This is a genomic window from Solwaraspora sp. WMMD792, from assembly GCF_029626105.1.
Classification (GTDB): Bacteria; Actinomycetota; Actinomycetes; order Mycobacteriales; family Micromonosporaceae; genus Micromonospora_E.
In genome coordinates this window covers 1-25234 of record NZ_JARUBH010000003.1, presented here as the reverse complement: position 1 = coordinate 25234, position 25234 = coordinate 1, and the positions used below count along the sequence as shown (strand labels likewise).

The window sequence follows — 25234 nt, the reverse complement described above, 5'->3', positions numbered from 1 at the left end:
CCCCCCGCCCCGGGGGGCACCCCCCACCCCTACCGTCACCGTCAGTGACAATCAGGCCAGGATGGGCGCCTCGATCCGGCCGCCGCCTCGTCGGCCGCGCCGCGTTGCTCGCTGCCGCGCCCTGCTGCCCGGTCCGATGCGCGTGACACCGCGAGCACACCCCGCGAAGGTTGTGGTCGCCGTGATCCTCCGGGTCGCCGATGTGGTCGACCTCGGTGGACTGTGCGCCCCTGCAATGCGTGCGCAACGTGCACGTGCGGTCGCGGCGCAGGATCCGCGGGACGATCCGGGTCCGCCACCCCCGGGGCAACGGGGCGGTACGCCACTGGCTGGGGGTCTTGCGGGGGCGGGGATCCATCACGCCGCACTTCCCGATCGTGGGCAGACTCCTGGCGCTGCACCAATGATGAGATTGGAACGCGATCTTGTCAAAGTGCCCTCCGTCGCCCTGGCCGGCCCGCGCGTCCGGTATGTGCCTCGACGTTCAACAACTGCTCAGCCTGATAGCCGTACACCCGGCCACGGCGTGCCGGCGGGTCGACGTGAGGGAACGCGGCCGCGTCGGGCGGGCAGGCCGGGCAGTCCGCCGGATCGGCACCGGCGACATGCCCGGCAGCACGGGACCTGCGCACCCAATCACCCAGGCAGTGGCGGGCCACCTGCAGCTGCAGCACGGCGTACGAGGTGGTCCACCACTGCCGGCCCTGCCCGTCGACGACCACCCCGCTCACCGTACGGTCCGCCGATCCGACCAGCCGCCATGCCCGGCCGCCGCCGAACCGGTCACCGGCCGCCCTTGCCGGGCGACCCGGTCCGCGATCGCCACCGCCTGCGCCAGCGTTGGCAGCTCCGCCCGAGTCCAGACGTGGGCGAGGCCCTGACGGCGGTCCCGCCGCAGACACCCGCACCCGGCACCCGCGCACCGGCAGGCCCGTCGGACACACGAGATGGTCCACAGCGACTTGTCCGCGCCCGGGTGGGCCAGCTGCAGCGACGGCGACCCGCAGGCCGGGCAGCGCCACGCCACCGGCCGCACCGGCTCTGCCACCACCCCGGCCGCCTGCCGGGCGGACGCGACGGCGGTCGCCAGCTCGTCGACGAGCCAGCTGAGTCGTCGGCGGTCGCGTAGCTCGTCGACGACCGCCGGCCGGCCCGGCCCGGCCTCGTCGAGCCAGGACAGCACCTGGTCGACGTCGGGCCCGCCGACCCAGCTGGCGTGCTGCCAGGCGGCCACCCGGTGCGCGATGTCCAGCACCCGCCGGCGTACGGAGGCCTGCGCGTCGACCACCGTGACCGAGGCGGCCGCCGGCGACGGGGGCAGAGCCGACAGGCCACGGGAGATGTTCCACTGCCGGTACGCGCGATCCGCCCGGCCCTGCGCCTCCAGCCGCTCCGCCTGGGCGTCATCGACCGGCCGGCCCGGCCGGCGCTCCCGGCCCGGCTCGACCAGCAGGGCCAGCCACGAGTAGGCCTCCCGCAGCGCCTCGATCTGCCCGCGCACCGCGTCCGGCGTCGGGTCGGTCTGGTTAGCCACCGGTGGGTTCCTCTCCGGGCGGACGGGTGGGCACCGACCCGGCGGGCCAGCGGTAGTCCGGTGGGCCGGGGTCGGGGATCGCTGGGTGGTCGGCTGGTGGTGGTGCGGTTGGTCTGGCAGGTCCGCGGCTGCGTCGGTGGTAGATGTCCGGGTACTCCTGGGACCTCACTGGCTGGCCGGTCCAGGCTGCGGCGGGCGGGGGTGGCGGTGCTGATGAGCGCGGTGGCCCGCCCCGACCCAGCCCGGACCCTTCCGGGCGCTGTTCCCTCATCGGGCCGTCGCTGGTCGGTGCTGGTGTTGGGTGCAGTGGTGGCGTGTGATCGTCGTTCGCATCACTGTCGGGACCGGTGATCGGTTCGTCATCGCGATCACTGGTCGGTTTTTGTTCGTGTTCGTGGTTCGTCGTTGATTGGTCGCTGATCGGTCGGTGATCCGCCGGGGCGGCCGGGATGGCGCTGGCCGGCGGCGGGTCGAGCACGACGGGGCCGCGCGCGTGCCACGCGGCGGCCTCCTCCGGGGTGGGCGGGGGCAGCAGCACCATGTCCGCCTCGTCGGGCGTCCTGTGCCCCTTGGACTCGTTGCACCGGCCACACGCCACGACGAGGTTGCGTCCCTCGGGGCCGGCCGGCGCGTCTGGGTCGACGTGGTCGTACTGCAGACGCTTGCGTGCGTCCTTCGCGCGGCCGCTCTTGGGGTTAAGTGGCCCGCTGTGGCAGAAGCGGCAGCAGCCGCCGTCGCGGCCGTACACCAGTGCCTTCAGCCTGCTGTCGCGCAAATCAGCCTTCTGCGCGCGGTTGCGGTTGTACTCCTTGCGCGACGGGTTCCGCTTTGAGAACGCATGGACGCGGTAGGCGTAGCCGTCGATCCACACGCCGTCGCCGAGGCACTCGCACTCATCACCACGCCGGTGGAGCAAGGGCGGCCGGTCCAGCACCGCCGTCGCCAGCAGCGCCAGGACCTTGGGCCGGCCCCGGCACTGAGTCAACGCGGCCTGCTCGGTGAGGTAGCCGTCCGCGAGCACGCCGGCGGTCGTGCTCTTGCATCGGACGTACGCGGACTGCAGCCGGTCCGCCATGTCGACGTTCCCTGCGCTGAGCACATCCCACACCGGCCAGTTCGGGAAGGCGTCGTCTTCGAGCCAGTAGGGCATTACCGCCCCCCGTAGATGATCATCAACGTCTATGGATTCCTGTGGATGCGATGCGGCCCGGCCCGCCGTTTCGGCAGGCCGGGCCACGGAGAACAGCAGCTGGGCAAGGGCGATGGACTCAGTCGGGCGGCGGGTCGTCGGCAGACGCCTCGGCCAGTTGCCGCCGCCAGCCCTCGGCCACGGCGAGCAGCAGGAACGGCCCGCCAAGTTGCCCGCCGCACCTGTCGAGGATCTGCTGGCATAGCCGGATAAGGGCGGTCCGCTGCTCAGTCAGGCGGGCGACCTGCGCGCGCAGCGCCTCCACCTCGTTGGCGGCGGCCGCCGTGCCGGGCATCACCGGCACCGGCACGCCGACCCGGCGGAGCGCCTGAACGGCGTCGCAGGCGAGGCGGCCGAGCTCGGCCCGGACCGCCGCCTCCACATCCTGCTGACTCGTCACTCAGCCCACTCCCGTCTCGATGTCGTCCAGTCGCACCGGCTGCGCGCCGGCGCAGGCCTCGCACAGCGAGCCCGGCTCGCCGACGTGCGGCCGGTAGCAGCCCGCGCAGGACACCAGTTCGTCCAGCACCGGCGGCCGGGCCGGCCGAGGCCCGGCGGTCGCCTGCGGTGGGTCCGGGACCGGTTCGCCGGCGAGCGCCCGCCGCACCAGCGCGGCACCACGGTGGGCACGCTCGGCGGCCTCGGCCGGTGTCCGGGCCCGCCGGGCGGCCAAGTCCTGCTGCACACGCCGGAGGTCGCGGTTACGCACCGCCGCCTCCGGTCAGGTGGTAGCGGCCGTGCCAGGAGTACCGGCCCTTGCTGATGAGCTGCGGATCGACCGGTGCTGGCTTGCCAGCCTTGGTGGTCGGCACGACGAGGAGGCCGATCAGCCCTAGGTGGTCGCGGACCCTGATGAGGTGGTCCCACGTGCTGTGCACCCAGACCTCAGTCCCCAGCTCCTGTCGCGCGGGCTTGGTCGGGTCACCCATCGGTCACCTGCGTCAGCAGGATCTGCGCGACCCGGGCAGCGCGGTCACACGCCGTCGCCCAGCGCCACGCGTGGCCGGTGACGGTGTGCTCGTCGCCGGACGGAGTGATCACCGTGGCGTGCCACCGCCAGCGCCGGCCGAGCCAACCCGCGCGCTCGACGCCCGTCGACGCCACGGCGGCCGCCGGCGACGCTGGCGCCGGTTCGGCGACGGCCGGCCGGGCCACCGGCTTGACGGGGGCGGGCCGGACCGGTGCCGGCGTCCGGAGGGCGGGCCGCCGGGCCTGGCCGAGTGACCTGCGGACGTCGTCCGGGTAGACGGCCTGACCCGGCCGGGCAGCCATCGCGGCCCGGTACGCCGTCTCGAACTCGTCATCCTCAATCGGCATCTCGTTCTCCCAAGATCGCGGCGTCCCGAGCCGCCGCAGCGGCGGCGAGGACCGGGGACACCGGGGTGGTTGGCAGGGTGATCGGGTGGTGCGCGTCGCCCGGCTCGCCGAGCAGCCCGCACACGACACAGACCCGGCGGCCACGGTGGTCCGCCGGCAGATCTCGTGTGGCCTGGTGGAGGTGCGGCGGTACCCGCGACCGGGCCGGGGTGCGGCGGGTCACCGGGATGCCTCCTCGATGACGCCGGCCGGGTCGACGAGCGTTGGTCCGTCGTGGCCGGCGTCGCGGCCGCCACGCACCCGCACCGGGTCGGGGAGCACCGAGGCGGCCGCCGCCTGTTCCTGGCGGCGGGCCTCGGCCCGCCGGCGCCGCCAGCACAGCGATCCGACCCGACGCGCCCGCGCTTTGGGGTCGGTGAGCGGCGTCGCGCAGTCCAGGCACAGCACCGGAGGCAGGTCCGGCCGGGCCGGCGGGCGCGCGGTCACGCCAGTCCCTGGGCTCTGAGCCGCAGCATCCGGTCCGCCTCGGCCGTCAGCAGGGCGGCGGCACGCACGAGGTCGGCGACGCGGTCACCGTGCTCCGGATAGCCATCGACGTACGGCCAGTCGAGCCAGGTCGACTCCGGATCGGCCCACCAGCACGCCATCTGCCACAGCTGGCCGGACGTGCGCTGGTCATCGTGGACGGCGTCGTACCGCTTGCGTTCGATCTGCCGGAGCCGTTCCTCCGCGACGCGCAGCAGGGCCGGCGACTGGCAGGACCGGGGCGCGGCCTCCGGCACCATCCGGGCCCGCAGCACATCGCGGACCCGACCAGCGGCGGCGACCGCCCGCGACCAGCGGCTCTCACCCGCTGCTGCGGCGTCCGCCGACTCGATCGCGGCCGCCAGGTCGACCAGCAACTCCGGTGACTCGAGCGCCGTCCGGGTCTCCGGCGGCACCCGCCACAGCGCCGGCTGGGTCTGCCCGGTCACTGGCTGACTCCCCGAACCGGTGAGGCGGCCATCCGGCGCAGCGTGTCGACGATCCAGTCGACTTCCTCCACCGGGCCGCCCGGCGGCCGCGACTGGTCGACCACGCCGGCCGACCCGATGTGTCCGCACCACTGGCTGTACTGGTGGCTCATCGCCCGCAGACGCGGCAGGTAGATCAGCCGCGTCCCCGGCCGGGGTGGCTGGACTCCGGCGTCCCGCAGGTCCCAGTCCAGGGCGGAGACCTCCCACTCCGACCAGGCCACGACCCGCCGACCGGTCACCCAGGCCGCCACGCCCGGCGCGGCGGCCTCGACGAGCCGGCCGCCGGCCGGCAGGTCCCGCTTGCGTTTCGGCCGCCGGTCCGGGATCAACGTGATGTGCAGCCGGTCCACCGCCGGATCGGCGAGCGACACGACGACGAGTTCGGCGACGGCGGTCCGCTTCACCGTCTGCCCCGGCCCGGCGGGGGCCAGGTCGATCGACCGGGTCGCCACCACCATGGCGGTCGGGTCAGCGAGTGCCTCGGCGGCCCAGGCGGAGGCCTCGGACCGCTGCTGGGCGCGCCAGGCGCGGACTTGGTCGTAGCGGTCCTCGGCGTCGCAGGCCGGGCACCGGTGCGCGCCACGGCCGTTCGACGGCAGCGGCCCGCCGGCGTCCCACCCGCACACCTCGCAGTGCCGGGGGTAGACGCGGCTGGCCTCGGCCGCCGCCCGCTGCCGGGCGGTCAGCGGCCGCATCGCCACGGTGTCGGCGACCGTGAACAGGTGCGTGGTGTCCTTGCCGCGGCTGTAGCGGAGGATGCCGGCCGGGGCCTGGTCGGGTGCGGGCTTGCGGCGCATCCGGCGCAGCATCGTCACCGTGGCCAGGCCGTCCGGGATCTCCCGCACGCCGTACACCGGCAGGTTGGCCGTCATCGGCTCACCTCTGTCTGTGTCTGGGGTGATGGCCAGCAGTGCGGGCACCAGGCCGCGCGGTAGCGCTCGGCGACCACGGCGGCCGCGAGCACCTGGCCCTGCTCCCGCTCGGCGGAGCTGACGAACCGGCCGCACACCGTCCGGCGCTGCTTGTCGTCGGTCGTCGGCCGGATCTTGTGGGCGGTGACACCGGCACGGGCGACCGCGATCCACACCTGTGCGCGTGCGCCGGCCGCGCCGGCGAGCTCCGCCGGTGGGGCCGGGGCCCGGGTGGCCGCACGGCGCGGCCACCCGGGCGTACCGGCGGTCACCACGACCCGCCCCGGGCCGTCGACCTGGCCACGTGCTGCGCGAACCACGGATTGACGCCTGCTGTGGCTGGGTTCGCGGCGGCCCACTGGCCGGTGCCGTCGTCCGGCGGCTCCGCCCGGCGCCGGCCCGTGTCCACGACGGGCACCGGAGCCGAGCGGTACACCCCGCCAGCGGGCGCCGTACGTCCGGTCACGGGCTCCGGCCAGCGTTCGCCGTCGACCGGCTCCGGCCACGGCAGGGCTGAGGCGGGCAGGTCCTGCGTCAGCTCGACGCGCAGCGCCGACAACTCCCCGGTGTGCATGTCCCAGCCCTCGTGCCGGTCCTCGGCGGCGGCGGTGCTGAGGAGGCCCCGGCGCACGGCGGCCGCGAGCGCGGCGACCACCAGGCAGGCTGCCGCGACGATCAGCAGAATCATTGCTGCTGTCCTCTCTGCTCGGTCTGGTCGTGGGCGGTGGTGCTGGGGCGGGCGAGGTCCAGGGCGTCGCGGACGTCGCGGGTCAGGCCCGCCACGCGGGCGGCACGGGCCCAGGGGTCGCCCCGGCCCGCACCGGCCACGGTGACCGCGATCAGCGCCACCACCGCGCCGATCACCGCGCTGACCGGTACCGACACCGCCACGGTGATCGCGACGACCGCCCAGGTCGACAGGTCGTGATGGCGCGGCCGGACGGCGAGGGCGGCGGTCACGGACGCCCAGTGCTCGTTCAGGCGGCGGGTCCGCCGGCGGCGCACCACCACGGCGGCCCGGAGCGCGCCCGCGAACAGCAGCAGCGCGGCCGCCAGCCACAGCGGGTGGATCGGCGCCGTCCACCATCCGGACCCGGCCCAGAAATGCGAGGCGAACACCTTCATCGGCGCGCACCTCCCGCCGGCTGGTGCTCGTCGAGCAGCGCGGCCAGGCGGTCGTGCCACGCCCGGTCGGCAGCGGCCCGCCGCGCCTGCCGGGCCGCCACCCGGGCCGCCCGATCAGCCCGCCGGGCGGCGGCCGCACGGCGTGCCCGACCGGCCAGCACCCGCACCGCGTGCCCGCCAGCGACGATCAGCGCCATGATCAGCAGCCCGCCGGCCTCGGGCAGCGCGGCTGCGATCCCCGTGGTCACCGGCGATCACCGCCCAGGGCGGTCCGGATCGCGCCGAGCACCAGGCCGGCCGTGTCCGGGGTCTCCCACATGCCCCACAGGGCTTGGCGGAGGCAGGCCGGGAGCAGTCCGCGGCTGCCCAGGCTGCAGGCCAGGGACAGAAGGTGGTGCTGGGCGTCGGTGATGTCGTCGCCCAGGGCGTCATCCAGTGCGGCCAGGTGCAGGGCGTTCCATCCGACGACGCCGGGTGAGGTGATGCGTCGGGTCACGGCCGGGTGGTCGAGCAGGCCGGCGCCGGCCAGCAGTTCGACGGCGGCGGCCTCGCACGGGTCGGTTGCCTCGGCCAGCAGCGCGGCGGTGACGTCGGCCGGCTGGCCCGGTGCCGGGGTGGCCGGGGGGCGTGGCGGGTCCTGCGCCAGCGGTGCCGGGCCGGCGGCCCGGCCGGCGGCGTGCGCCCGCGCCAGGAGGCCGATCACGACCTGCACGGTCGCGGTCTCCCAGCTGGCCAGCCAGGCGAGCACCCGGTGGTCCAGGTCGCCCAGCTCGACGCCGGCGTCGACGGCGGCGGCGATCAGGGCTGCCCGGCGCGTGCCCTCGGCCGTGCCGTCACCGGGCCGGATGCGGCCGGTGGTGTGCAGTTCGGCCAGTTGCCGGGGCAGTGGCGCGGCCAACGCCTCGTCCTCGCTGTTGTACGGTCCGATCTTGGCGGTCACAGGTCACCCCCGGTCGGCTGTGCCGGCACCACCACGGCGGCGGTTCCCCGCGCAGGCGGGGCCGGCTGGTCGGCGGGGTCGGCGTCGTTGTAGACGTACATCTCGATCGACAGCGGCGCGGACGACCCGCCGAGGTCATCGGCCGGACCGCCGCCGGTCAGCAGCTCGGCGACCAGGCGCTCACCGACCGGGACCACGTCGGAGCCGAGCTCGGCGGCGAACGCCTGCAGACCGGCGAGGTTGGCGGCGCGGCCGGTCACCTGCAGCCGGTCGACCGGCAGGATCGACGGGTCCCGCTCGGCGGCCGCGACCAGGGCGCGCAGCCCGTCCAGCATCAGCTGACGGCGGGTCCGCACACGCAGCGCCTCGGCAGCGGCGGCCACCGTCTCCTCGTCGACCAGCGGCACCAGGTCGTCGGCGTGGTGCTCGGCGTACTCCGGGCCGGCCAGGAGCACCCCGACCAGTCCGGCGGCGCCAACCTCGACGGCGCGGACCTCGACACCGGGCACGTCGTCCCGGCCGGTCGCCACCCACATCCCCGGCCGCAGCTCGGTGGCACGCACCGACGGAATCGCGTCGTCTGGGGCCCGGCCGGCGTCGACGGCGGTGACGTTCGCAGCTGCGAGCACCGCCAGGCGCGGCCACGCGCCGGCCGGCACGTCGGCCAGGTCAACTCCCTCGGCGGAGATCTCGCCGCACCGCACCCGCTCCGGAGCGCCGACCAGCCCGGTGTCCAGCCCGCCGGTCCGGGCCTGTTCCGTCACCACGTCCTCGTGCCCGGCGCAAACCCAGATGGTGCCCGCGTACGTCCGTGGGCCGGTCCAGCGCAGCGGGTGTGGCTGCGTCGCCACACCGGCCACCGCCGGCCGGCCGCACCGCTGGACGACGTCGACGGCGACGTCAGCGGCCGGGGACACCGGCACGTCCTCCGGCGAGTCGGCGGTGGTGGCGCCGGCGATGTGCTCGTCCAGCAGCGCCAGCGCCGGAGCCATGCTGTCGAATCCGTCCACGGCCAGCCCGCAGAGGCACCTGGCGCCGCAGCCGGCCGGGCCGGACCAGCCGCCCGCCACCCCGTGCCCGCCGGCGTCACCGGCCGGGTCGGGGTCGGGGGTCGGGTCGACCGGTGCGGTCTCCGGACCGGGGCCGGTGCCCGCCGCCGCCCGCTGCAGCGCCTGGTGCTCCGGTCCGCCGTCGGGGGTGAGCACCGAGTCGGCGGCGACCCGCCAGATCTCGCCGCACACCGCCGCCGTCGGGATGATCGGCGCGAACACATCGACCACGAGGCCGGCGGCGCGCAGGCCGGCGGTGGCCTGGTCGACGTGCGCATCGCACGTCGAGACGGTGCCGGCGTACGCCCCGGTCCGGATCACACCCGGGCGGATCGGGGTCGGCTGGCCGGAGTCGTCGTTGGTGGTGGCCACCACGGTGTTGACGGCCGGCTGGCCGCAGATGTCGGACCTGGTCGGTACGGTGTCCGGTTGGTTTTCGGTACTCTCGTGTTCCACGTCGACCTCTCACGTCGATGGTTGGGATGGGTGGCCCTTGCCGATGTCGCGGCGAGGGCCGCTGCCGTTTGTGGATGGGGTGCGTGCGCCGGCCCTCCCCGGCACGGCGCACGCACCCGACGACGCCCGGACCGCCGTGGGGAAGACCGGCGGACCGGGGCGGTGGCGGCGAACAGCACCAGGGCGCCGGCGGCGGCCAGGGCGGCCGGGTCGACCAGCCCGCGCGTCAGCAGCTCGGCGCCGCCGACCGCGACCAGGCCGACCAGCGCGCCCAGCACGAGGGCCACGCCGAGCAGCAGGCGCAGCGCACGAAGTGCTCCCCGGCCGGCCGGTCGTAGCGACCGCTGGAGTCGGCCCGTGGGGACCACTCCAGGTCCCGGCCGGCCGGGGAAGACCGGGGTTACCCGGCCGGCGGCGGCGCCCTCCCAAGCAGCCGCCGCCGGCCGAGCTGGACCAGCCACCAGGAGGGCCGGTCCATCCACCAGGGCGGAACGTGAGACAGCGCCCCTGGTGGCCGTCTTGTGGATGGTGATCATGCCGCGCCCCTGCCCCGCCAGCCCGAGGCGGCCGGCGAACCGAGGACGCGGGTCGCGGGCCGAGCCAGCGGCCGGGACTCACCGAGGACGGGCGGCAGCAGCAGCCGGATCTGGGCGAGCTGATCGGCGGTCGGTGCGTAGTCGAACACGCTGATCAGTCCAGGGTGACGTAGTCGGGACCGGAGTAGACCCCGGTGTGCAGCTTCGACCGCTGCATCAGCAGGTCGTTGAGCAGGGTGGAAGCGCCGAACCGGAACAGGTCGGGGGTGAGCCACTCGTCGCCGGCGGTCTCGTTGACCAGCACCAGGTACTTGATCGCGTCCTTGGTGGTGCGGATGCCGCCGGCCGGCTTGACGCCGATCCGCCGCCCGGTGGCGGCGTAGAAGTCCCGTACCGCCTCCAGCATGATCAGGGTGACGGGCAGGGTCGCGGCGACCGGCACCTTGCCGGTGGAGGTCTTGATGAAGTCGCCGCCGGCCAGCATCGCCAGCCAGGAGGCGCGGCGCACGTTGTCGTAGGTGGCCAGCTCCCCGGTCTCCAGGATGACCTTGAGATGGGCGTCGCCGCAGGCCTGCTTGACCGCGACGATCTCGGCGTACACCTGCTCGTAGCGGCCGGCGAGGAACGCCCCCCGGTTGATCACCATGTCGATCTCGTCGGCGCCGGCGGCGACTGCCGCCCGGGTGTCGGCCAGCTTCACCTCCAGCGGCGCCTGCCCGGACGGGAAGGCGGTGGCCACGCTGGCCAGGTGCACGCCGGAGCCGGTGAGCGCCTCGGCGGCGGTCGGCACCATCGACGGGTAGACGCAGACCGCGGCGACCGGTGGGCAGTCCGGGTCGGTCGGGTCGGGGCGGCGGGCCTTGGCGCACAACGCGCGTACCTTGCCGGGGGTGTCGGCGCCTTCGAGGGTGGTCAGATCGACCATCCGGACGGCCAGGTCGATCGCCCACGCCTTGGCCGTCGTCTTGATCGACCGGGTGCCGAGCGTCGCGGCCCGCTGCCGCGCGCCGACCTCATCGACGCCGGGCAGCCCGTGCAGGAAGCTACGCAGGGTTGCCGCGTTCCGCCCCACCTCGGCCAGATCGTGGCGCGCGGGTGCCGGGGTGCTCACCGCTGCCATGCCGCGAGTCCTGTCATGCCCGCGAGTCTACGTCGCCAGCGAGTTCACGATCTTGGCCGTCGGCTGATCGGACGAGCAGACTTAACGGCGCTGTTGGCCTACCGTTACATCATGTTGGCCCCGGTGACCCACCGTGCCTGACGTGCGAGCAGTGCACTTCACCGACACGTACCTGCCCCGCCGCGACGGGGTGGTCACCTCGCTGCGGACTCTCGCGGCGGCGTCGGCCGCCGCCGGGCATCCCGGCCTGATCGTGGTGCCCCGGCACCCGGACCAGCCGACCGAGGCGGACGTGCTGCGGCTACGTGCGCTGCCCTGCGGAGTCGCCGACCTGCGGTTGTCGCCGTGGCTGCTGCGCGGCGCCGCCGCCACCGGCACCATCGCCGAGATCGCCGCCCACGCCCCGGACGTGGTGCACGTGCACACCCCCGGACCGGTCGGGCTGCTCGGCGTCCTCACCGCCCGCCGGCTCGGTCTGCCGCTGGTCCAGACCTACCACACCGACCTGCACGCGTACGCCGACGCGTACCGGGTGCCGGCCCGTGCGCTCAGCGCCGGCGTCCGGCTGTACGCCCGCCGGCTCGGCGTACCCCGCCCGGCGGCGGCACCGGCCGGCCACGCCCGTGACCACCGGCCGATGGCCAGCGGCGCCGTCGCCCGCCGCCGGGCCGCCATGGACGCCACCAACACCCTGCTGCTCGGCGGCGCCGACGCGGTGGTGGTGCCGACCCGGGCGGTGCTGGACCGAATCCACCTGCCGGTGCCCGCCGACCGGGTGCACCTGGTGCCGACCGGGGTCGCGGCCCGCCGCACCACCGCCGACGAGATCAACGCCTTCCGGTACGGCCACGGCATCACGCCCAGCGACCGGGTGGTCCTCTACGTGGGTCGGATCAACCGGGAGAAGGGCATCGACCTGCTGATCACCGCGTTCGAGCGGGTGCTGGTCGGCTGCCCGACCGCCCGGCTGGTGCTGGTCGGTGCCCTGTACGAGCCGCGCTGGCTGGCCGCGCTGCTGCGCACCATCGACCCTCGGGTGGCTGCCCGGATCACCCTCACCGGCCAGCAGGGTCCGGAGGTGGTGGCTGCGGCGTACGGGGCCGCCGAGGTGTTCGCGTTCGCCTCGCAGACCGACACCCAGGCATTGGTCCTGCAGGAAGCCGGCCTGGCCGGGGTGCCGGTGGTACTTGTCGACCGGGCGTTGCACGCGCACGGCGCGCTTGCCGGCGCCGCACTGCGCACCGAGCCGCAGCCGGGTGCGCTGGCCGGCGGGGTGCTGCGGCTGCTGCTCGACCCGGACACGGCCCGCCGGCAGGCGGCCGCGGCGGCGGCCCGCTGCGCCGAACACACCCCGGCCCGCTACGCCGAGGCGATCCGTGAGGTGTATGCGTCGGCCGCCGGGCTGGCGAGTAGGTTCAACGACCGTGGACGTACTCGTCGTTGATCAGTCGTCAACCATGACTGAGGGGCACCTAACTGGATGATCATCCGGTCGGACAGACGTATGACCCTCGCGTCCTGCTGGCTGGGATCCCGGCCGATCACCCGAGGTCAATGCCGTAGCGATCCACTTACGGTGAGATCTTCAAACGGGGACTCCACTGCCGGAGGCGCATCACCGATGATGCTCGAACGACTGTCCACACCGATTATCGCCGCCGCCGCGCTCGCGGCTGGCGTCGCGGCACACGCCGCGATCTCCCGCACCCGCAGCCGCGCCGTGGCACGCGCGTACGCGGATGGGTTCATGGACCGGCACCGCCTTGACCGGCACCGCCTTGGCCGGCCCGTCGTCCGATCTGGAGACTGAGCCGGGGCGGGGGGCGGGGGTGGGGCTGAACCCCTCATCGAGGACCCCCCCCCCCCCCGGCTCAATGTCAACTTTAGATCACTAGCAGTTACGTTGGGCCGGTGTGTGCAGGAGCTGCACCACAGTGCCGGGCGAGCGCCGCTGCGGCGGCCCGACCAGTGGAGAACGGGCCGAGCCGGTCTGACTCGTCCAGCCGTGCGGCTGTCCACCCGCCGAGCAGCCGCCCCGGCTCCGACCACAGGTACCCGAGCAGCACGCCGTCGCACGCCGCCACCCACCTGGTGGCCCGTTGGTCGACGGGCGCGTACCGCAGCCCTGGATGGGACATCACGGTGTCCAGCGCGGCAGCCGCCAGCATCTCAGCCTCGGCCTCGTCGACCGCCGTAGCGGCCGCGGTCAGCTTTTCCAACGCCTGGACCCGGTCCATGATGGTCACCTCTCGCCCCGTATCGGCAGATCGTCGTACACGTACGTCACCCGGCGGGCATCCGACACCACCTGCAACGCCTCCAGCGGCCGGCCGGTGACGTCTCGCGTCGTGCGCCACAGCTCAAGCACCCAGCCCACCGCCGCCAAGCCCAGGTCCGATTGCTCGGCCAACGCAGCAGGCCGCGCCGACAGCTCCTCGCTCGCGGTCGCCGGCCGCATGCCGGCAGCGGCCAACGCGGCGTACACGCCGCCGACCACCTTGCCCTGCCCGGCGAGCGCCGTGCCCGCCACCAGGTCACGCGGCATCCACGACTCATGCAGCTGGACGACACGGCCGTCCATCAAGTGGCGACGGCGGCGCAGCACCATTGAGGCGCCGGCAGGCAGAGCCAGCCGCGCGGCTACGCCGGGTGGTGCAGGTATGGCCTCCTCGACCGATACGACTTCCACCGACCCGTCGATGCCCTGGTCGGCGCAGGCGGTCTCCCACGGGCCGAGGTTCGCCCGAGTGCGGGCGGGGTCGGCGACGGCTGCGTACCGCGCCAGCGCCAGCCGCACCGGTGGCGCCGCGACTCGCGTTCCTGCGGCCCGGGCCGACTCGAGTACGCCGGCGGCGCGCAGTTCGGCCAGTGCCCGACGCACCGTCTCCCGTGACACGCCGTACCGCTCTGCCAGGGCGTGCTCGGTCGGGATCTGGGCGCCGGGCGCGTACTCGCCCGCCGCGATCGCCTCGCGGAGGTCCGCTGCGATCTCCCGATAGCCCGCCATGTGGCCCAGTTTAGGCGTACGCAAAGCCTTGACGTCGCGTCGTTACTGCGGTCACACTCAGTCCAACGCTTTGCGTACGCAAAGATGGGCGGGCCGCTCAGCCGCCCAGCCGGCCCGGTCCTGATCGGCATCCAGCGCGCGGATCCGCGGGGCCGGGCCACCCCGGATCGGCGGCGGTCCGGCCGGGTTCCCCCGTGCTCGCCGGGCCGCCGCCCCGCTGACTCGAGGAGCGCGAAGATGATCGGGAAGTGGTTCCTCCGCGACGCAGGCGTGGTCGACGTCGTCCGTCCGGTGCCCGGCCGCCGCCGGTGGGTCGACCAGCCCGCCCGGCCGACCGACACCCGGCCTGCGACCCGCACCGACCGTGCCGACCAGCGCGGCGGCAACGGCGGCCGCACCATCCTGCCGTGACCGGCACGTCCAGACCGGCCGCCCCGGCCGTCGAGCCGGCACACACCCCGCACCGGCCGACGTGGGACTGCGTCGTGTGCCCGGACGGTACGCCCTGGCCGTGTTCGCCGGCCCGCGTCCAGCTGGCGGAGGCGTACGCCAGCGAACCGCTCGCGCTGTCGGTCGACATCGGCGAGATGCTGACCGTCGCGGCTCGCGAGGCGGGTATCACCGACCCTGCCGAGCTGCACGAGCGGTTCGTGGCGTGGACCTGGATCGACGGGAGTCCAACGCGGTGACCGCGATGGACGACGGGCCGATCACCGATCAGGACATCGACGACGCGGCGGCCGGCGCCGTGCACGCACACGCCGCCGGCCACCGCTGTCACACCGACTGCCCCGGCACCGAGGACTGCCCGCAGCTGGTGTGGGCCCGTACCCGCCGGGCCATCGCCAAGTACCGCCTGGTGCGGCGATCCATATGACCGGGCCGATGGACGACGCCACGGCGGCGCGAATACTGGCCATCCACCACGGCCCGCCACCACCGGTCTGGCCACGATGCCCGGAGTGCGAGCCCGAGGGGTGCCCCGACCTGATCCGCGCGGTGCAGTGGCGCGCGGACCGACGGGATGAGCTGGACGATGCCGGCGTGGCCGACCATCCGCTGCTGTCGTGGCGGTGGCCACGCCGGACCACCCTGCTCTCAAGGCCATGGCGGTGCACCGTGCCGTCACGGCCGTGATCGTCGTCCGGGTCTACGGTCGGAGCGGGCAGCTGCTCTGCCTGGACGTGACCGCCGCCGCGCCGGGGGTGTGGCTGCGCGCCCAGACCGGTGAGCCGTGGTGGCCGGCGCGCTGGCGTGTCGTGGTGGAGTGGGCCTAGCCACGAGCATGCGGCGGTGCACCCGAGTCTCATCCCCGTAACGGTGGGTGTCGCCTGCCCGACGGTCCGATGGCGTGCTGCGGCCGCCGCTGGCACCGTGATCGCGCCCGCCCGTACCCCGACGGCCCCGCCCCGGCCGGCGACGGCGGGGCCCCACGAGAACCGAGGAGACGACGTGCGTAACAGAATGTTGGTGGCCGCGATCGTGGCGGCCGCCGTCACCGCTCTGGGCTGCGGTGCCGGCTCTGACGAGGACGCGGCCACGCCGGCCCCGACGTCGGCACCGGCGGACGACAGCCTTGCCTCCGCCGCTGCGGCCGCCGGGATCCCGCCTACCCCATCGCCTGAAGATTGGGCTGCCTACATCAGCGCGCTGAAGGACATCAACCCGGACATCGTCGGAGACAAGGACGAGAAGACGATCATCGACCGTGGCCGGAGCCAGTGCCAGTCAATCGGCAACGGCGAGGCAGACGAGGCAAAGCTCGTCCAGCTCACGAACTTGCGATTTTCGGCGCCGGGGTATCCGGACGGGTTCGGGGAGGAGACCGCCACCCAGATCCTGGCTGTGGTGCGGCAGTACATCTGTCCAGACTTCTGAGACATGGCGGAGCGGCCCCGCACCGGACTCGGTGCGGGGCCGCTGCTGTGTACGGAGGTCAGCGTCCAGGCGGGACCTCGTGTCGGGGTGCGGACGCCAGCCACGGCGCGTACCGCCGCATCCAGGCGTCGACGCCGGGGATGGCCATGACTCGGGTGATGGCGCCGGTGACCGCGACGACGCCGGCGACGGCCGGCACGGTGTCGATTCCGGCCTCGGTCGCGGCGAGCGGGATCAGCGGCAGCGCGGCGATCGCCGCGGCGACGGCCGTCCGGAGGGTGGCCCGCCACGGGTGGCGGGACTGGGTGGTGACAGGACTGGCCATGGTCATCGCTCCTCGTCGGTCGCGTCGACGGCCGCGCGGACAAGGCAGTCCTTCGCCTCGACCGCCCGGCGAATCGCGGTGGTCAGCTCCGGACCGTCCGGGAGGTCCGCGACGAGGTCGAGCACCGCGCTGCCGATGCGGGCAGATACGGCGGCCAGCGGTGGCGGCAGGTGCGACCAGGCAAGGTGCCGGGCGATCTGGACGGTCGACCGGTGTCGGCCGGTCAGCGCGGCCTCGATGCCGGCGCGGGTGCCGGCCGCCGCCTGCAGCGGATCGGCTGGATCGGTCGGGGTCTGTGGCACGAGGGTCTCCTATCTTTCACCGGCTCTATGCCGGCGATGGGCGGGCAAGGTGCAACTGTGCGGTCAGGTCCTCGACCTGGCCGCGCAGCTGCAGGATCGTGGCGTCGCGGGCGGCCAGGACCTCACGAAGCCGGTCCCGGTCGCCTTGGGTCCGGCGTAGCTCGTCGGCCAGGCCCGCCTCAGCGGTCGCCAGTTGCGCCAGCCGTGACTCCAGGTCGGTCACCCGCTGGCGAAGCCTCTCCTCTTCAGCACTGGTGAGCCGCAACGCCTCACGCAGGTCGGTGATCTGGCTCCGGGCCCGGTCCAGCGCGTCTCGCAGGTCACTTGTCAGCTGCTGGTAGACGTCCTGGCTGATCCGGGTCGTCTCGGCCTGCAGGTGCTTCGCCTGGGCGGCGGCGTGCTGGGCCTGGGCCTGGCGGAGCCGGCGGCCGACCATTGCGCCGGCGGCCGGCCCGCCGACCGCGGCGCCGAGCACCGCCGCGCCGGCGCCGACCAGCGCGGTGAGTAGGCCTGGGTCCATCAGTTGGTGGCGAGCAGCGCCCGGCCGAGCGCGGCGGCGCGCTCCTCGCCGAGGACCGCGACCAGGGCGGTCGCCGCTTCCTCCGGTGGCCGGGCGGCGAGCCCGGTCAGCACCCCGGCGATGATGGCGTCCTCGTCGACCCAGTCCCGGCCGAGCGCCTCCCGCACCTCCACCCGCAGGGTTGCGACGTCACGAACCGCTCTCGCGGCATCAGCGGCGGCACCACGGGCCGCCGTGTGCAGCGCCGGCCCATCCTTGGGGTAAATCCAGCCGTTGACCGCGATAGCGATCCTGCGGAGGTCTTCCTCACTGATCACGTCATCTCCTTCGACGATTTGCTTCGCCCTGGCCACGATCGCCGGCTTCTGGGCAACGATCGCCGGCCCCGGGCATTGGCTGTGTCCCCAGTCGTATCCGTTCTCGGCGCCCATGCTGTGGTGGCCGAGACCGCGGCCGTCAGGGGACGACGCGATCTGCAGCCGCACACCGTGCTCGGTGTGGGCACGGGCCAACAGCTGGGCGTTCGACTCCAGTTGCGGCGGGGTCAGCGGGTCCGGCAGGAAGCCTTCGTTCTCGATGCTGAGCCAGGTGCGGTTGCCGGCCCGCTGGGTCCATGCCCGGATGTCGGTGTCGACCATCTGTGCGATCCGGCCGTCCTTGGCCACGATGAAGTGCGACGACACCCGCGACGCCGGGTTGCGCTGCCAGGTGATGGTGCCGTCGAAGTATCCGGCGGCGATGTGCACCACGACGCCGTGATGCGCGTCCAGGCGGTCCGCCGGCTCGTCGGGTTTGCCGGTGCCGTTGCCGCTGTTCACGGTAGGGCCACGCCAGGTGGCGAGGTCTGTCCATCTGGCCAATTCAGGACACCTCCGGGAAGTCGTCGTCCCAGCCTGCTGCGTAGGCGAGCAGCCCGCCGACCAGGCCGACCAGCGCGGCGGCGGCGAGCACGATGAGCAGAGCCATGTCATTCCTCTCTACAGTGGCCGGCGGTAGTGGACATACAGCGCCGATGCCGCCTGGTTGGTGCCGGATTGCACGTCGAGCGGGGTGGCCGTGGCCTGCCGGACACGGACCTCCACGTAGTCGCCGGTCTCCATGCGCAGCAGCGGCGCGTGCGCCACCGACAGTGCCGTGTCCGACGTCGCCGGCCAGATGACTTCCCGCGAGCCGAGGACCGACACGCCGTTGAGCCACAGCCAGGCCAGGCGTCGGTCGGCGACGTACGGCTCCCACATGATGTGGCCGGAGACCTCGTACCAGCCGTCGACCTGGCACGTGTATCGGGTCGGCTCGCCGGAGTCCCAGCCGCCGTGCGTGTCCAGCTCCGCCACGTCCCATTCGACGCTCGTATCAGTGGACGCCAGGATCTCCTGCGCGGACGACATCCGCAGGACGGCGGCCGGCGGGTCGACCAGGGTCGCCAGGTCGTCGCCGGTGACGATCTGGCCGTCGGCGATGGTCATCGGGCGAGCCTCCACGGCGCTACGGGCCGGACCGGTGATCCGGCCAGGATGGTCTTGACCACGCCGTTGACCGGGGTGGCCGCGATGGTGAACGTCTGCCGGCCCGGCTCGAACAGTTCGGCGTCGTCGATGTAGGTCAGCACCCCCGACGTCGGGGTGCCGGTCAACCGGACCCGACCGGAGACCCGCGCCGCCGACGCCGGCGGGGACGAGGTCGCGGTGAGCTGGGTCCACGTGTCGGCGATGACGCCGGCCGTCACCGTGGTGGTGCCCAGCAGACCGCCGCCGTCGTCATACCACAGGATCTGCATGTCGATGACACGCGTCGACGCGCACCGCACCCACGCCGACCAGGTCCACGCGTACGCGCCGTCCAGGGCGTGCACCGGGATGACATCGGTGGCGGCGATCGCCTCGGCGCTGACCCCGTCGGGAGTCAGCAGCAGCGACGCCGACCCGGTGTGCGCCTGCGCGGTCGACCGGCCGACGGTGCCGCCGGTGCCGGACCAGCCCGACGCGTCAACCTCGAACGTTCCGTTGGGGTTGACGGGACCGGCCTGGGCGCAGCTGGTGGCGGTCAACCGCACCCCGGACACCAGCACCTCCATCGGGTAGTCCGGCGGCCGGACGGTCCACAGCGATCGGTTCCCGGCGGCTCTCGCCACCGGCAGCGCCGTGTCGACCCCGGCGTCGACGTCGGCGGTGGTCACCGATCCGCGGGTGCCCGTGCGGGTCGTTGACGCCAGCACACCGACCCGGTACAGCGCGGCGGGGCTCGTCGACCACGTGATCCGCAGCGACGACAGGTCGAACTCCTCCGCGTAGCCCTCGACGATCTGCTCGACCGGGTCCGGCGGCAGCCCGAACGCGTCCAGGCCCTGCAGCTGGACCAGGTCACCGACGTCGACGGCGGCGGCCGCGTCGCGGGCGGTGTCGTCCCACGCCAGCGACGTCAGATCCACCGGGATCTGCGGGAACCGGGTCTCGTCGATCGTGCCGGCCGACAGCATCCACCACGCCGCCGACTCCAGCTCGGCCGCGTCGGCGACGTTGCGGTCCAGCTCGACCGGCATCCGGCCGACCCCGTCCGGATCGTCCGTCGGATCCTGCACGTTCAGCGCACCTGTCTCCTGGACGATGCGTGTCTCGGCGCCGGCCGTGCTCCGCAGGGTGACGTCGTTGACGATCAGCTTGTCGTCGTCGACCGGCGTCAACGGGGACGCCAGCCGACCGGACCCGTGCGCCAGCACCAACGGCGTCTGGTTGTACAGGGTGGACCGCAGCCGCATCACCAGCGCCCGGGTGCCGCGCGCCTCGGTGAGGATCGCGTCGTCCGCGTCCGCGCACTCCTGCAGCAACTCCAGCACCGACAACCGCCGCTGCGGACCCATCGGCGCCGACGACGCGGCGTCACCGATCAGCGAGGAGCCGGGCACCGACTCCTCGGCGCAGAGCCGCTCGAACCGGTCCCCGGCGGTCTCGCCGGCGTGGCCGGTGGCAGCTGACACGGTGTCCGAGGTGCCCGGGACCGGTGACCAGATCGCGACGTGCCCCAGCGACGGCATCAGGTCGTCGCCGTTCTCCCGCTCACGCGGGTTGAGCACCCACTCCGTGACCTGCCCTACCGTGCCGGCAAGCGTGTCGCTGAAGCTGGCGACGGTCGCGGCCAGCAGGCCGTCCACCCAGACTCGGATCCGGATGTTGCCGCCGTCCTGGTCACCGTCGACCCGGTAGTGGTGCGGCAGCCCGTCGGCGATCGTGAACGCGGCCCAGCCCGACCCGAAGCTGGTCAACGCCCGACCATAGAAGACGGTGAGACCCTCAGGAGCGACGTTGGCCTCGTAGCGCATCGTCTCCTCGGACGGATGATCCGTGAACGCGTCGGTCGTCTCCCACCAGATCGGCGTCCGGGAGTCGGCCTGGTCCCGGGGCTGGGTCATCACCCACTCGACACGCCACCCGGACCCGCCCGCCGGCTGAGGCACCAGGCCCCGCAGGGTGCCGCCCCGGGACAGATCCACCACCGGCGCGGACCCCGGCCCGACATCACCGGTGCCGAACTCCGGCAGCCCGGCCGGAGGGATCGGCTCACCAGTGTTCGGCGCCTCGAACCGGGAGTAGCCGAACGGCCGCGCCGGCGGGCACCCGGGGATCGGTGACCGGGCCAGCGGCGCCCCCGCCGGATCCTCCAACGGCCAGTAGCCGGCCGGCCCGGTCGCCGGGATCGCACGCCGCAACGCGGACTGCAGCGGCGCGGCCGACACCGTGTGCCGCAGCCCGTACGCGGTGACCTCCACCCACCGCACCGACGCGGTCAGATCCCACTGCGCCGGCCACTCCAGCACATCGCCGACGAACCGCACCGGCGCGGTGGTCAGCTGCGGCACGGTGACCCGGATCGGCACCCGCCGACCGATCACCCCGAACAGATCCGAGCGCGGATTGCGCCGCGAATAGCGGCCCACCACGCCCGCCGCGACCCGCGACGCACCGTTGTTGATCATCAAAGTGCAGGTCGCCGCATCCGGCTCGCCGCCCTCGTTCTGCGTGCCCCGGGTGATCCGCACCTTCCGCTTGTTGAACACATCCGCCGAGATGTCATGCCACTCGCCGGCGTAGAACAGCTCAGTGACCGGCGTGAAACGGGTGCTCACCGGGCACCCCGCTGCCCGAACGCCAACTGCACGTTCCCGCGACCCTTGACCCGCACCAGCTCCCGGATGATCTCCAACAACAGGGCCATCAGTCGGCTGCCGTCGCCCTCGAACAGGACCGTCGTGTCCCCGCCGCCACCGTCCAGGTCGCGGGCACCGCGCGGCAACGGCACCACCGCCTCGTCGTACCGGCCCTCACCGATCACCGCCAGCCGGCCACCCGGCGTCGCCGGCACGATCCCACCATCGGCCAGGTACGGGATGTTCGGCGTCGACAGGGTCACCGACGGGATGTCCAGGCCGAGGACCGACCCACCACCCAACGTCAGCGAGAAGTTGTTCCACCGGGCGATCAGCCAGTTCAGGGCAGTGCGGAACGCCGTCTTCAGCCCGTCGAACATGCCCCGCGCGCCGCGCGACAATTTGCCGGGGAGTCCTTTGAAGAATGCAACGAACCGGTCGATCCTCGACTGGATCTCGTTCCACATCGCGACCGCGATCCGGCCGACACCCTTCCAAAAGCCGGAGAAGATGCCCCACCACGTCTTAAACAAGGCGATAAAGAACTTCCCGATCGTGATCCAAACGGTGGAGAAGACCGTCCACCACAGCTTGGCGAGGGTGATCACGGTATCGAACAGCCACGTCCAGCCCGTGACGATCCAGTCGACCGCCCACTTCACGACCGCCACGATCGCCGTCCAGATGACCGACCACAGGTCCTGGAACCACGTCGTCTGCGTCGCGATCCACACGATCACTGCGACCAACAGAGCGACACCGGCGATGATCAGCAGGACGGGGCCGAGGGTCGTCGCCATCACGATGCCCCACGCGGTCTGCACCGCCGTCCAAATCTTGACCGCGATAACAACGAGCGCGATCGCCGTAGCGAGAATGCCGAGGCCGGTCGCCAACGGCACCACCCAGTCCGAGTTTTTCTGCAGCCAGCCGAAGGTGGCTTCGATGTACGGCACGGCATCGGCCAGCGTGGTGACCAGGGCCAGTTCGGCCTTCCGGCGGAAGTTGTCGAGTCGCTGGCTGGCCGAGCCCTCCAGCGCGGCACCGGCCGAGTCGCTCGCCCCGGCCACGGTCTCCAGGCCGTCACCCACCGACGCCATCGACTGCAGAAACTGCGGGATGTCCGACTTGTTGAGGTCCTCCAACGGCGCGCCGAACAGCGCGATCGCCTGCTCTGCCTGGCTGGTCGGGTCCTTGATGGACGCCAGTCCGCCGACGATCTTCTGAAACGCGGCCTGGGCGCGGTCACCACCGGCCAACAGGTCGTTCGACATCTTGTGCGCGTCGAGCCCGATCGACTCGTACGCGGTCTTCGTCGAGTCGGACATCTCGGTGGCCAGGAGCGTCATCTCTTTGATGGCGTCGCCGGTCTTGTCCAGACCCCACTTGCCCTTGGTCGCGGCGTCGGTCAGCAGCGCGAACGTCTGCTCACCGCTGAACCCGACCGCACGGAAGAACTGGCTGTACTCGTCGGCGACCTCCAACACGTCCGGCACCAGTGCCTCCGGTACGCGCCGGCTCGCCGCGGTGATGAGGTCCAGGGCGTGCGTCGCGTCCCGCGCCAGCCCGGACCCGATCAACGTGGAGGCGTACTGCGCGGCCGCTGCGACGTCGACGCCCCACGCCGTCGCGTACGCCTGGGTCCGTACGGTCAGGTCCTCCAGCTTCGCGGCGTCCCCGTCCGGCACCAGTCCGGACGACAGCACGGCCCTGGTCGCGGCCATCGCGTCGGCAGCGCTGGCCGCGAAGCCTCTCCCGTAGACCTCGCCGGCGACATCACCCACCTTCGCCGCGAGCACCGGATCACCCAGCCGGGCCTCCAGCTGTGCGCGGGCCCGGTCCAGGTCCATCGCGCCGGCGATGCCGACGGCGAGGGTGGCGCCGATCGCGACCGCGCCGATCGCAGCGGACTTCTTGACCGCCTGCCACGTCCGGTTGAACGTCGACCGGATCGCTTTGGTGCCTTTCTCAACGCCGCCGGCGTCGACGCCGATCTTGACCATGAGGTCCGCCAGAGTCGCCACCCGGGTCACCTCCTCGACGTGTACGGCCGCCCATCTGGGCGTTGAGTTGTTTGATCAGCCGCAGGTGGTCGTGCTCGTCCTGCGGGCCGGCGGCCGCCTCCGGGCGGTCCCATTCCGGAATGAAGTCCTCCGGCCGGTACCGCTTCCCGCGTTTGCCCCGGTTCGAGTTCGCGATGGTCGACGCCACGATGGCGGCCTGGATGTCGCCGCGGGCCGGGCCGAGCGGCCCGGTCACCCGCTCGTACGCCATCCACCCGGCGACCTCGCGCGAGTCCATCGCCGCGAGCATCACCCCGACCGGCATGCCCAGGGCGAGCGCTAGTCGGTAGCGGAACTGTCGCTCTGGGCGCTGTCGAAATCCGCCGTGAGCTCGTCGACGTCGTCGTCGGACAGGCCCGCGATCCGCTGGCATGCGTCGTAGATCCGGTCCAACGGCTTCGCGTTCTTCCGCGACAAGGCGGCGATGTCGTCCTCGGTGAACATCTTCCGCCCGGTGCCGTCGACCGCACACAACACGATCAGCTTCGCGCGGGCGTTGCGCATGTTGACCTTGCGGTCCCGGCCCCGCTGCTGCAGCAGCGACTGCTCGAAGCTGTCCCGCTCGGCACCACTGATGCTGCGGATGCGGACGGTGCCGCCCCACTCCGGCACGGGCACCTCGTCGAAGGTGCGGTCGGACGCGCCGAGGATCTGGTCACGGCTCAGGAAAGTCATCGGTCGTCAGCTCCCGGTCGGGGTGAGGGTCGGCTTGCCGCTGATCTTGACGGTCAGACTGCGGCCCATCTTGTCGTCGTACGGGAACTCGTCGCCCAGCTCGGTGAGGATGCCGGCGAGGTCCCACGTGTGTTCGTCTGCCGTGTCCGGCAGGATCACGATCTGGTAGTTCCGCGGCTGGTCGTCGTCGAAGTCGTCGTCCAGGTCGTGCGTCGCCTCGGTCGGGTCGTAGTTGATCTCAAGGCTGACCTCGCCGCCGTCCTTGAGGCTGCCGACGAACTGCATCCACCCGTCCGGGCTGTCGTGGGCGGTGACGTCGATCGTCTCCCGCGTCCGCGCCGGCCCGGAAATGCTGGTCACGTTGGCGATGGCGGTGAACGCCTCGGTCGGCGTGGCACCGTCCCCGCGCTTGAACTGGGTGCCGAACGCGTCAAGTCCAGACACGCTGCTACTCCTCTACCTGCGATGTGATGATCCGGAACCGGATCACGTGATGACGCACCTGCGGGTCCGTGGTCGGCACCGCCTGGTCGAACTCGTTGCGGATCGACACCACCCGGTGCCCGGTCACCGTCAGCTCACGCGGCCGGTGATCCAGCAGCACCCCGATCCGCCGGGCGATCGCCTGCCCATCGGCGTTACCCCGCGCCTCGGTCCACACGTGCACGGTGACGGTGATGTTCCGGCCGAACCCGCCATGGTCGTTGTCCGGGATGGACAGGTGGTCACCGATCCGCACGTACGGCTTCACCGCCGGCTCGGGGACCTGGTCCCACACGCCGGTGACCATGCCCATCAGCGTGTTGTCGCCGGTCAGCCGGGCGTGGATCGCGGCCTGCACCGGGTGGATCGGCGACTGCGACCCGTCCCCGGGTGCGGCCTGCACGTCGACGGCGGCCGCCGCGTACCCGGACAGCCCACCGGCGTCGGTGACCCGGGCCAGGATCGCCTTCACGCCAAACGTGGCGTAGGCGTGCGTGAGGATCGGGGTCGACCCGGACGTGGTGGTGCCGTCGCCCCAGTCGACCCGGTAGGTGGCGTCGTCCAGGCCGTCCGGGTCGGTCGCGGTGATCGTCACCTCGACCTGCAGACCGTCCGACGCCACGTCCACCGCGGTGATCGTCGGCGCC

39 protein-coding genes are annotated in these 25234 nt (G+C 73.1%); 7 read left to right on the top strand and 32 right to left on the bottom strand.

Annotation, left to right across the window (positions count from 1 at the left end; translation table 11 throughout):
- Nucleotides 1-428: 428 nt before the first annotated feature.
- The 17 genes from O7629_RS00485 to O7629_RS00405 form a co-directional block, all read right to left on the bottom strand.
- A complete protein-coding gene (locus tag O7629_RS00485; RefSeq protein ID WP_278166992.1) occupies nucleotides 429-731 on the bottom strand; it encodes a hypothetical protein in 303 nt (100 codons plus the stop codon).
- Nucleotides 728-1534, bottom strand: coding sequence for a hypothetical protein (locus O7629_RS00480; RefSeq protein ID WP_278166990.1), 807 nt, complete (start codon nucleotides 1532-1534; stop codon nucleotides 728-730). Before O7629_RS00480 ends, O7629_RS00485 begins: the two co-directional genes overlap by 4 nt.
- On the bottom strand, nucleotides 1527-2684 hold the full coding sequence (locus tag O7629_RS00475) for a hypothetical protein (protein WP_278166989.1): 1158 nt from the start codon (nucleotides 2682-2684) through the stop codon (nucleotides 1527-1529). Before O7629_RS00475 ends, O7629_RS00480 begins: the two co-directional genes overlap by 8 nt.
- Before the next feature lie 118 nt (nucleotides 2685-2802).
- Entirely contained in the window at nucleotides 2803-3123 is a 321-nt protein-coding gene (locus tag O7629_RS00470) for a hypothetical protein (RefSeq protein ID WP_278166988.1), read from the bottom strand.
- A complete protein-coding gene (locus tag O7629_RS00465; protein ID WP_278166987.1) occupies nucleotides 3124-3432 on the bottom strand; it encodes a hypothetical protein in 309 nt (102 codons plus the stop codon). It abuts the gene before it with no gap.
- Nucleotides 3425-3652, bottom strand: a complete 228-nt coding sequence (locus tag O7629_RS00460; RefSeq protein WP_278166986.1) for a hypothetical protein — start codon at nucleotides 3650-3652, stop codon at nucleotides 3425-3427. The genes O7629_RS00465 and O7629_RS00460 overlap by 8 nt, the downstream gene beginning before the upstream one ends.
- On the bottom strand, nucleotides 3645-4040 hold the full coding sequence (locus O7629_RS00455; RefSeq protein WP_278166985.1) for a hypothetical protein: 396 nt from the start codon (nucleotides 4038-4040) through the stop codon (nucleotides 3645-3647). The genes O7629_RS00460 and O7629_RS00455 overlap by 8 nt, the downstream gene beginning before the upstream one ends.
- Nucleotides 4030-4263 (bottom strand): hypothetical protein, encoded by a 234-nt coding sequence (locus tag O7629_RS00450; RefSeq protein ID WP_278166984.1) that lies wholly within the window; start codon nucleotides 4261-4263, stop codon nucleotides 4030-4032. Before O7629_RS00450 ends, O7629_RS00455 begins: the two co-directional genes overlap by 11 nt.
- A complete protein-coding gene (locus O7629_RS00445) occupies nucleotides 4260-4526 on the bottom strand; it encodes a DUF6011 domain-containing protein (protein WP_278166983.1) in 267 nt (88 codons plus the stop codon). The genes O7629_RS00450 and O7629_RS00445 overlap by 4 nt, the downstream gene beginning before the upstream one ends.
- The gene (locus O7629_RS00440) at nucleotides 4523-5014 is read right to left on the bottom strand and encodes a hypothetical protein (RefSeq protein ID WP_278166982.1); all 492 of its coding nucleotides are present in this window, start codon (nucleotides 5012-5014) and stop codon (nucleotides 4523-4525) included. The genes O7629_RS00445 and O7629_RS00440 overlap by 4 nt, the downstream gene beginning before the upstream one ends.
- Complete coding sequence (locus O7629_RS00435; protein ID WP_278166981.1) at nucleotides 5011-5928, bottom strand: hypothetical protein; 918 nt, start codon at nucleotides 5926-5928, stop codon at nucleotides 5011-5013. Before O7629_RS00435 ends, O7629_RS00440 begins: the two co-directional genes overlap by 4 nt.
- A complete protein-coding gene (locus tag O7629_RS00430) occupies nucleotides 5925-6239 on the bottom strand; it encodes a hypothetical protein (protein ID WP_278166980.1) in 315 nt (104 codons plus the stop codon). The genes O7629_RS00435 and O7629_RS00430 overlap by 4 nt, the downstream gene beginning before the upstream one ends.
- Nucleotides 6236-6655: a hypothetical protein gene (locus O7629_RS00425; protein WP_278166979.1), complete on the bottom strand. Its 420-nt coding sequence runs from the start codon at nucleotides 6653-6655 to the stop codon at nucleotides 6236-6238. Before O7629_RS00425 ends, O7629_RS00430 begins: the two co-directional genes overlap by 4 nt.
- Entirely contained in the window at nucleotides 6652-7092 is a 441-nt protein-coding gene (locus O7629_RS00420; RefSeq protein WP_278166978.1) for a hypothetical protein, read from the bottom strand. The genes O7629_RS00425 and O7629_RS00420 overlap by 4 nt, the downstream gene beginning before the upstream one ends.
- The gene (locus tag O7629_RS00415) at nucleotides 7089-7340 is read right to left on the bottom strand and encodes a hypothetical protein (protein ID WP_278166977.1); all 252 of its coding nucleotides are present in this window, start codon (nucleotides 7338-7340) and stop codon (nucleotides 7089-7091) included. Before O7629_RS00415 ends, O7629_RS00420 begins: the two co-directional genes overlap by 4 nt.
- On the bottom strand, nucleotides 7337-8032 hold the full coding sequence (locus tag O7629_RS00410) for a hypothetical protein (protein ID WP_278166976.1): 696 nt from the start codon (nucleotides 8030-8032) through the stop codon (nucleotides 7337-7339). The genes O7629_RS00415 and O7629_RS00410 overlap by 4 nt, the downstream gene beginning before the upstream one ends.
- Nucleotides 8029-9537, bottom strand: a complete 1509-nt coding sequence (locus O7629_RS00405; RefSeq protein ID WP_278166975.1) for a hypothetical protein — start codon at nucleotides 9535-9537, stop codon at nucleotides 8029-8031. Before O7629_RS00405 ends, O7629_RS00410 begins: the two co-directional genes overlap by 4 nt.
- Before the next feature lie 83 nt (nucleotides 9538-9620).
- Between O7629_RS00405 and O7629_RS00400 the strand changes: the two genes are divergently transcribed.
- Nucleotides 9621-9875 carry a hypothetical protein gene (locus tag O7629_RS00400; protein WP_278166994.1) on the top strand — a complete coding sequence of 85 codons (255 nt, stop codon included), beginning with the start codon at nucleotides 9621-9623 and terminating at the stop codon, nucleotides 9873-9875.
- Nucleotides 9876-10069: 194 nt separating this feature from the next.
- Here the strand turns inward: O7629_RS00400 and O7629_RS00395 are convergent, their stop codons facing one another.
- The gene (locus tag O7629_RS00395) at nucleotides 10070-10222 is read right to left on the bottom strand and encodes a hypothetical protein (protein WP_278167001.1); all 153 of its coding nucleotides are present in this window, start codon (nucleotides 10220-10222) and stop codon (nucleotides 10070-10072) included.
- A gap of 5 nt (nucleotides 10223-10227) precedes the next feature.
- The gene (gene deoC / locus O7629_RS00390; RefSeq protein ID WP_278166973.1) at nucleotides 10228-11193 is read right to left on the bottom strand and encodes a deoxyribose-phosphate aldolase; all 966 of its coding nucleotides are present in this window, start codon (nucleotides 11191-11193) and stop codon (nucleotides 10228-10230) included.
- A 142-nt stretch (nucleotides 11194-11335) separates the two neighbouring features.
- On the opposite strand from deoC, the gene O7629_RS00385 reads away from it, so the two are divergent.
- Nucleotides 11336-12637, top strand: coding sequence for a glycosyltransferase (locus O7629_RS00385; RefSeq protein ID WP_278166972.1), 1302 nt, complete (start codon nucleotides 11336-11338; stop codon nucleotides 12635-12637).
- A 454-nt stretch (nucleotides 12638-13091) separates the two neighbouring features.
- Here O7629_RS00385 and O7629_RS00380 read toward each other — a convergent pair whose 3' ends face one another.
- Nucleotides 13092-13430: a hypothetical protein gene (locus tag O7629_RS00380; RefSeq protein WP_278166971.1), complete on the bottom strand. Its 339-nt coding sequence runs from the start codon at nucleotides 13428-13430 to the stop codon at nucleotides 13092-13094.
- Between the two features lie 5 nt (nucleotides 13431-13435).
- Nucleotides 13436-14200 (bottom strand): GntR family transcriptional regulator, encoded by a 765-nt coding sequence (locus tag O7629_RS00375; RefSeq protein WP_278166970.1) that lies wholly within the window; start codon nucleotides 14198-14200, stop codon nucleotides 13436-13438.
- Between the two features lie 237 nt (nucleotides 14201-14437).
- Here O7629_RS00375 and O7629_RS00370 point away from each other — a divergent pair, with 237 nt between their 5' ends.
- From O7629_RS00370 to O7629_RS00350, 5 genes are all read left to right on the top strand, one after another.
- The gene (locus O7629_RS00370) at nucleotides 14438-14611 is read left to right on the top strand and encodes a hypothetical protein (protein WP_278166968.1); all 174 of its coding nucleotides are present in this window, start codon (nucleotides 14438-14440) and stop codon (nucleotides 14609-14611) included.
- On the top strand, nucleotides 14608-14889 hold the full coding sequence (locus O7629_RS00365) for a hypothetical protein (protein WP_278166967.1): 282 nt from the start codon (nucleotides 14608-14610) through the stop codon (nucleotides 14887-14889). Before O7629_RS00370 ends, O7629_RS00365 begins: the two co-directional genes overlap by 4 nt.
- Complete coding sequence (locus O7629_RS00360; RefSeq protein ID WP_278166965.1) at nucleotides 14886-15077, top strand: hypothetical protein; 192 nt, start codon at nucleotides 14886-14888, stop codon at nucleotides 15075-15077. The genes O7629_RS00365 and O7629_RS00360 overlap by 4 nt, the downstream gene beginning before the upstream one ends.
- A gap of 190 nt (nucleotides 15078-15267) precedes the next feature.
- Nucleotides 15268-15477 carry a hypothetical protein gene (locus O7629_RS00355; protein WP_278166964.1) on the top strand — a complete coding sequence of 70 codons (210 nt, stop codon included), beginning with the start codon at nucleotides 15268-15270 and terminating at the stop codon, nucleotides 15475-15477.
- Between the two features lie 175 nt (nucleotides 15478-15652).
- Nucleotides 15653-16078, top strand: a complete 426-nt coding sequence (locus tag O7629_RS00350; protein WP_278166963.1) for a hypothetical protein — start codon at nucleotides 15653-15655, stop codon at nucleotides 16076-16078.
- A gap of 58 nt (nucleotides 16079-16136) precedes the next feature.
- Here O7629_RS00350 and O7629_RS00345 read toward each other — a convergent pair whose 3' ends face one another.
- The 11 genes from O7629_RS00345 to O7629_RS00295 form a co-directional block, all read right to left on the bottom strand.
- The gene (locus O7629_RS00345; protein WP_278127510.1) at nucleotides 16137-16403 is read right to left on the bottom strand and encodes a hypothetical protein; all 267 of its coding nucleotides are present in this window, start codon (nucleotides 16401-16403) and stop codon (nucleotides 16137-16139) included.
- 2 nt (nucleotides 16404-16405) lie between these two features.
- A complete protein-coding gene (locus O7629_RS00340) occupies nucleotides 16406-16705 on the bottom strand; it encodes a hypothetical protein (protein WP_278127511.1) in 300 nt (99 codons plus the stop codon).
- Nucleotides 16706-16730: 25 nt separating this feature from the next.
- On the bottom strand, nucleotides 16731-17225 hold the full coding sequence (locus O7629_RS00335) for a hypothetical protein (protein ID WP_278127512.1): 495 nt from the start codon (nucleotides 17223-17225) through the stop codon (nucleotides 16731-16733).
- A complete protein-coding gene (locus tag O7629_RS00330) occupies nucleotides 17225-18085 on the bottom strand; it encodes a peptidoglycan recognition family protein (RefSeq protein ID WP_278166962.1) in 861 nt (286 codons plus the stop codon). Before O7629_RS00330 ends, O7629_RS00335 begins: the two co-directional genes overlap by 1 nt.
- Before the next feature lie 117 nt (nucleotides 18086-18202).
- Nucleotides 18203-18691, bottom strand: a complete 489-nt coding sequence (locus O7629_RS00325; protein ID WP_278127514.1) for a hypothetical protein — start codon at nucleotides 18689-18691, stop codon at nucleotides 18203-18205.
- Nucleotides 18688-21345, bottom strand: coding sequence for a hypothetical protein (locus tag O7629_RS00320; RefSeq protein ID WP_278127515.1), 2658 nt, complete (start codon nucleotides 21343-21345; stop codon nucleotides 18688-18690). Before O7629_RS00320 ends, O7629_RS00325 begins: the two co-directional genes overlap by 4 nt.
- Nucleotides 21342-23390: a phage tail tape measure protein gene (locus tag O7629_RS00315; RefSeq protein WP_278166999.1), complete on the bottom strand. Its 2049-nt coding sequence runs from the start codon at nucleotides 23388-23390 to the stop codon at nucleotides 21342-21344. The genes O7629_RS00320 and O7629_RS00315 overlap by 4 nt, the downstream gene beginning before the upstream one ends.
- On the bottom strand, nucleotides 23335-23667 hold the full coding sequence (locus tag O7629_RS00310; protein WP_278166998.1) for a DUF4035 domain-containing protein: 333 nt from the start codon (nucleotides 23665-23667) through the stop codon (nucleotides 23335-23337). The genes O7629_RS00315 and O7629_RS00310 overlap by 56 nt, the downstream gene beginning before the upstream one ends.
- Before the next feature lie 41 nt (nucleotides 23668-23708).
- A complete protein-coding gene (locus tag O7629_RS00305) occupies nucleotides 23709-24104 on the bottom strand; it encodes a hypothetical protein (RefSeq protein WP_278148128.1) in 396 nt (131 codons plus the stop codon).
- Between the two features lie 6 nt (nucleotides 24105-24110).
- The gene (locus O7629_RS00300) at nucleotides 24111-24548 is read right to left on the bottom strand and encodes a phage tail tube protein (RefSeq protein ID WP_278148127.1); all 438 of its coding nucleotides are present in this window, start codon (nucleotides 24546-24548) and stop codon (nucleotides 24111-24113) included.
- Nucleotides 24549-24552: 4 nt separating this feature from the next.
- Nucleotides 24553-25234: DUF3168 domain-containing protein (locus tag O7629_RS00295; RefSeq protein WP_278166997.1), on the bottom strand; the 682-nt coding region annotated here is incomplete at its 5' end.

Coding starts and splice junctions, on each gene's coding strand:
- O7629_RS00475 (WP_278166989.1), bottom strand. CDS start 2,684: ATGCCCTACTGGCTCGAAGACGACGCCTTCCCGAACTGGCCGGTGTGG.
- O7629_RS00460 (WP_278166986.1), bottom strand. CDS start 3,652: ATGGGTGACCCGACCAAGCCCGCGCGACAGGAGCTGGGGACTGAGGTC.
- O7629_RS00455 (WP_278166985.1), bottom strand. CDS start 4,040: ATGCCGATTGAGGATGACGAGTTCGAGACGGCGTACCGGGCCGCGATG.
- O7629_RS00435 (WP_278166981.1), bottom strand. CDS start 5,928: ATGACGGCCAACCTGCCGGTGTACGGCGTGCGGGAGATCCCGGACGGC.
- O7629_RS00425 (WP_278166979.1), bottom strand. CDS start 6,655: ATGATTCTGCTGATCGTCGCGGCAGCCTGCCTGGTGGTCGCCGCGCTC.
- O7629_RS00420 (WP_278166978.1), bottom strand. CDS start 7,092: ATGAAGGTGTTCGCCTCGCATTTCTGGGCCGGGTCCGGATGGTGGACG.
- deoC (WP_278166973.1), bottom strand. CDS start 11,193: ATGGCAGCGGTGAGCACCCCGGCACCCGCGCGCCACGATCTGGCCGAG.
- O7629_RS00380 (WP_278166971.1), bottom strand. CDS start 13,430: ATGGACCGGGTCCAGGCGTTGGAAAAGCTGACCGCGGCCGCTACGGCG.
- O7629_RS00375 (WP_278166970.1), bottom strand. CDS start 14,200: ATGGCGGGCTATCGGGAGATCGCAGCGGACCTCCGCGAGGCGATCGCG.
- O7629_RS00370 (WP_278166968.1), top strand. CDS start 14,438: ATGATCGGGAAGTGGTTCCTCCGCGACGCAGGCGTGGTCGACGTCGTC.
- O7629_RS00345 (WP_278127510.1), bottom strand. CDS start 16,403: ATGGCCAGTCCTGTCACCACCCAGTCCCGCCACCCGTGGCGGGCCACC.
- O7629_RS00335 (WP_278127512.1), bottom strand. CDS start 17,225: ATGGACCCAGGCCTACTCACCGCGCTGGTCGGCGCCGGCGCGGCGGTG.
- O7629_RS00325 (WP_278127514.1), bottom strand. CDS start 18,691: ATGACCATCGCCGACGGCCAGATCGTCACCGGCGACGACCTGGCGACC.
- O7629_RS00310 (WP_278166998.1), bottom strand. CDS start 23,667: ATGGACTCGCGCGAGGTCGCCGGGTGGATGGCGTACGAGCGGGTGACC.
- O7629_RS00305 (WP_278148128.1), bottom strand. CDS start 24,104: ATGACTTTCCTGAGCCGTGACCAGATCCTCGGCGCGTCCGACCGCACC.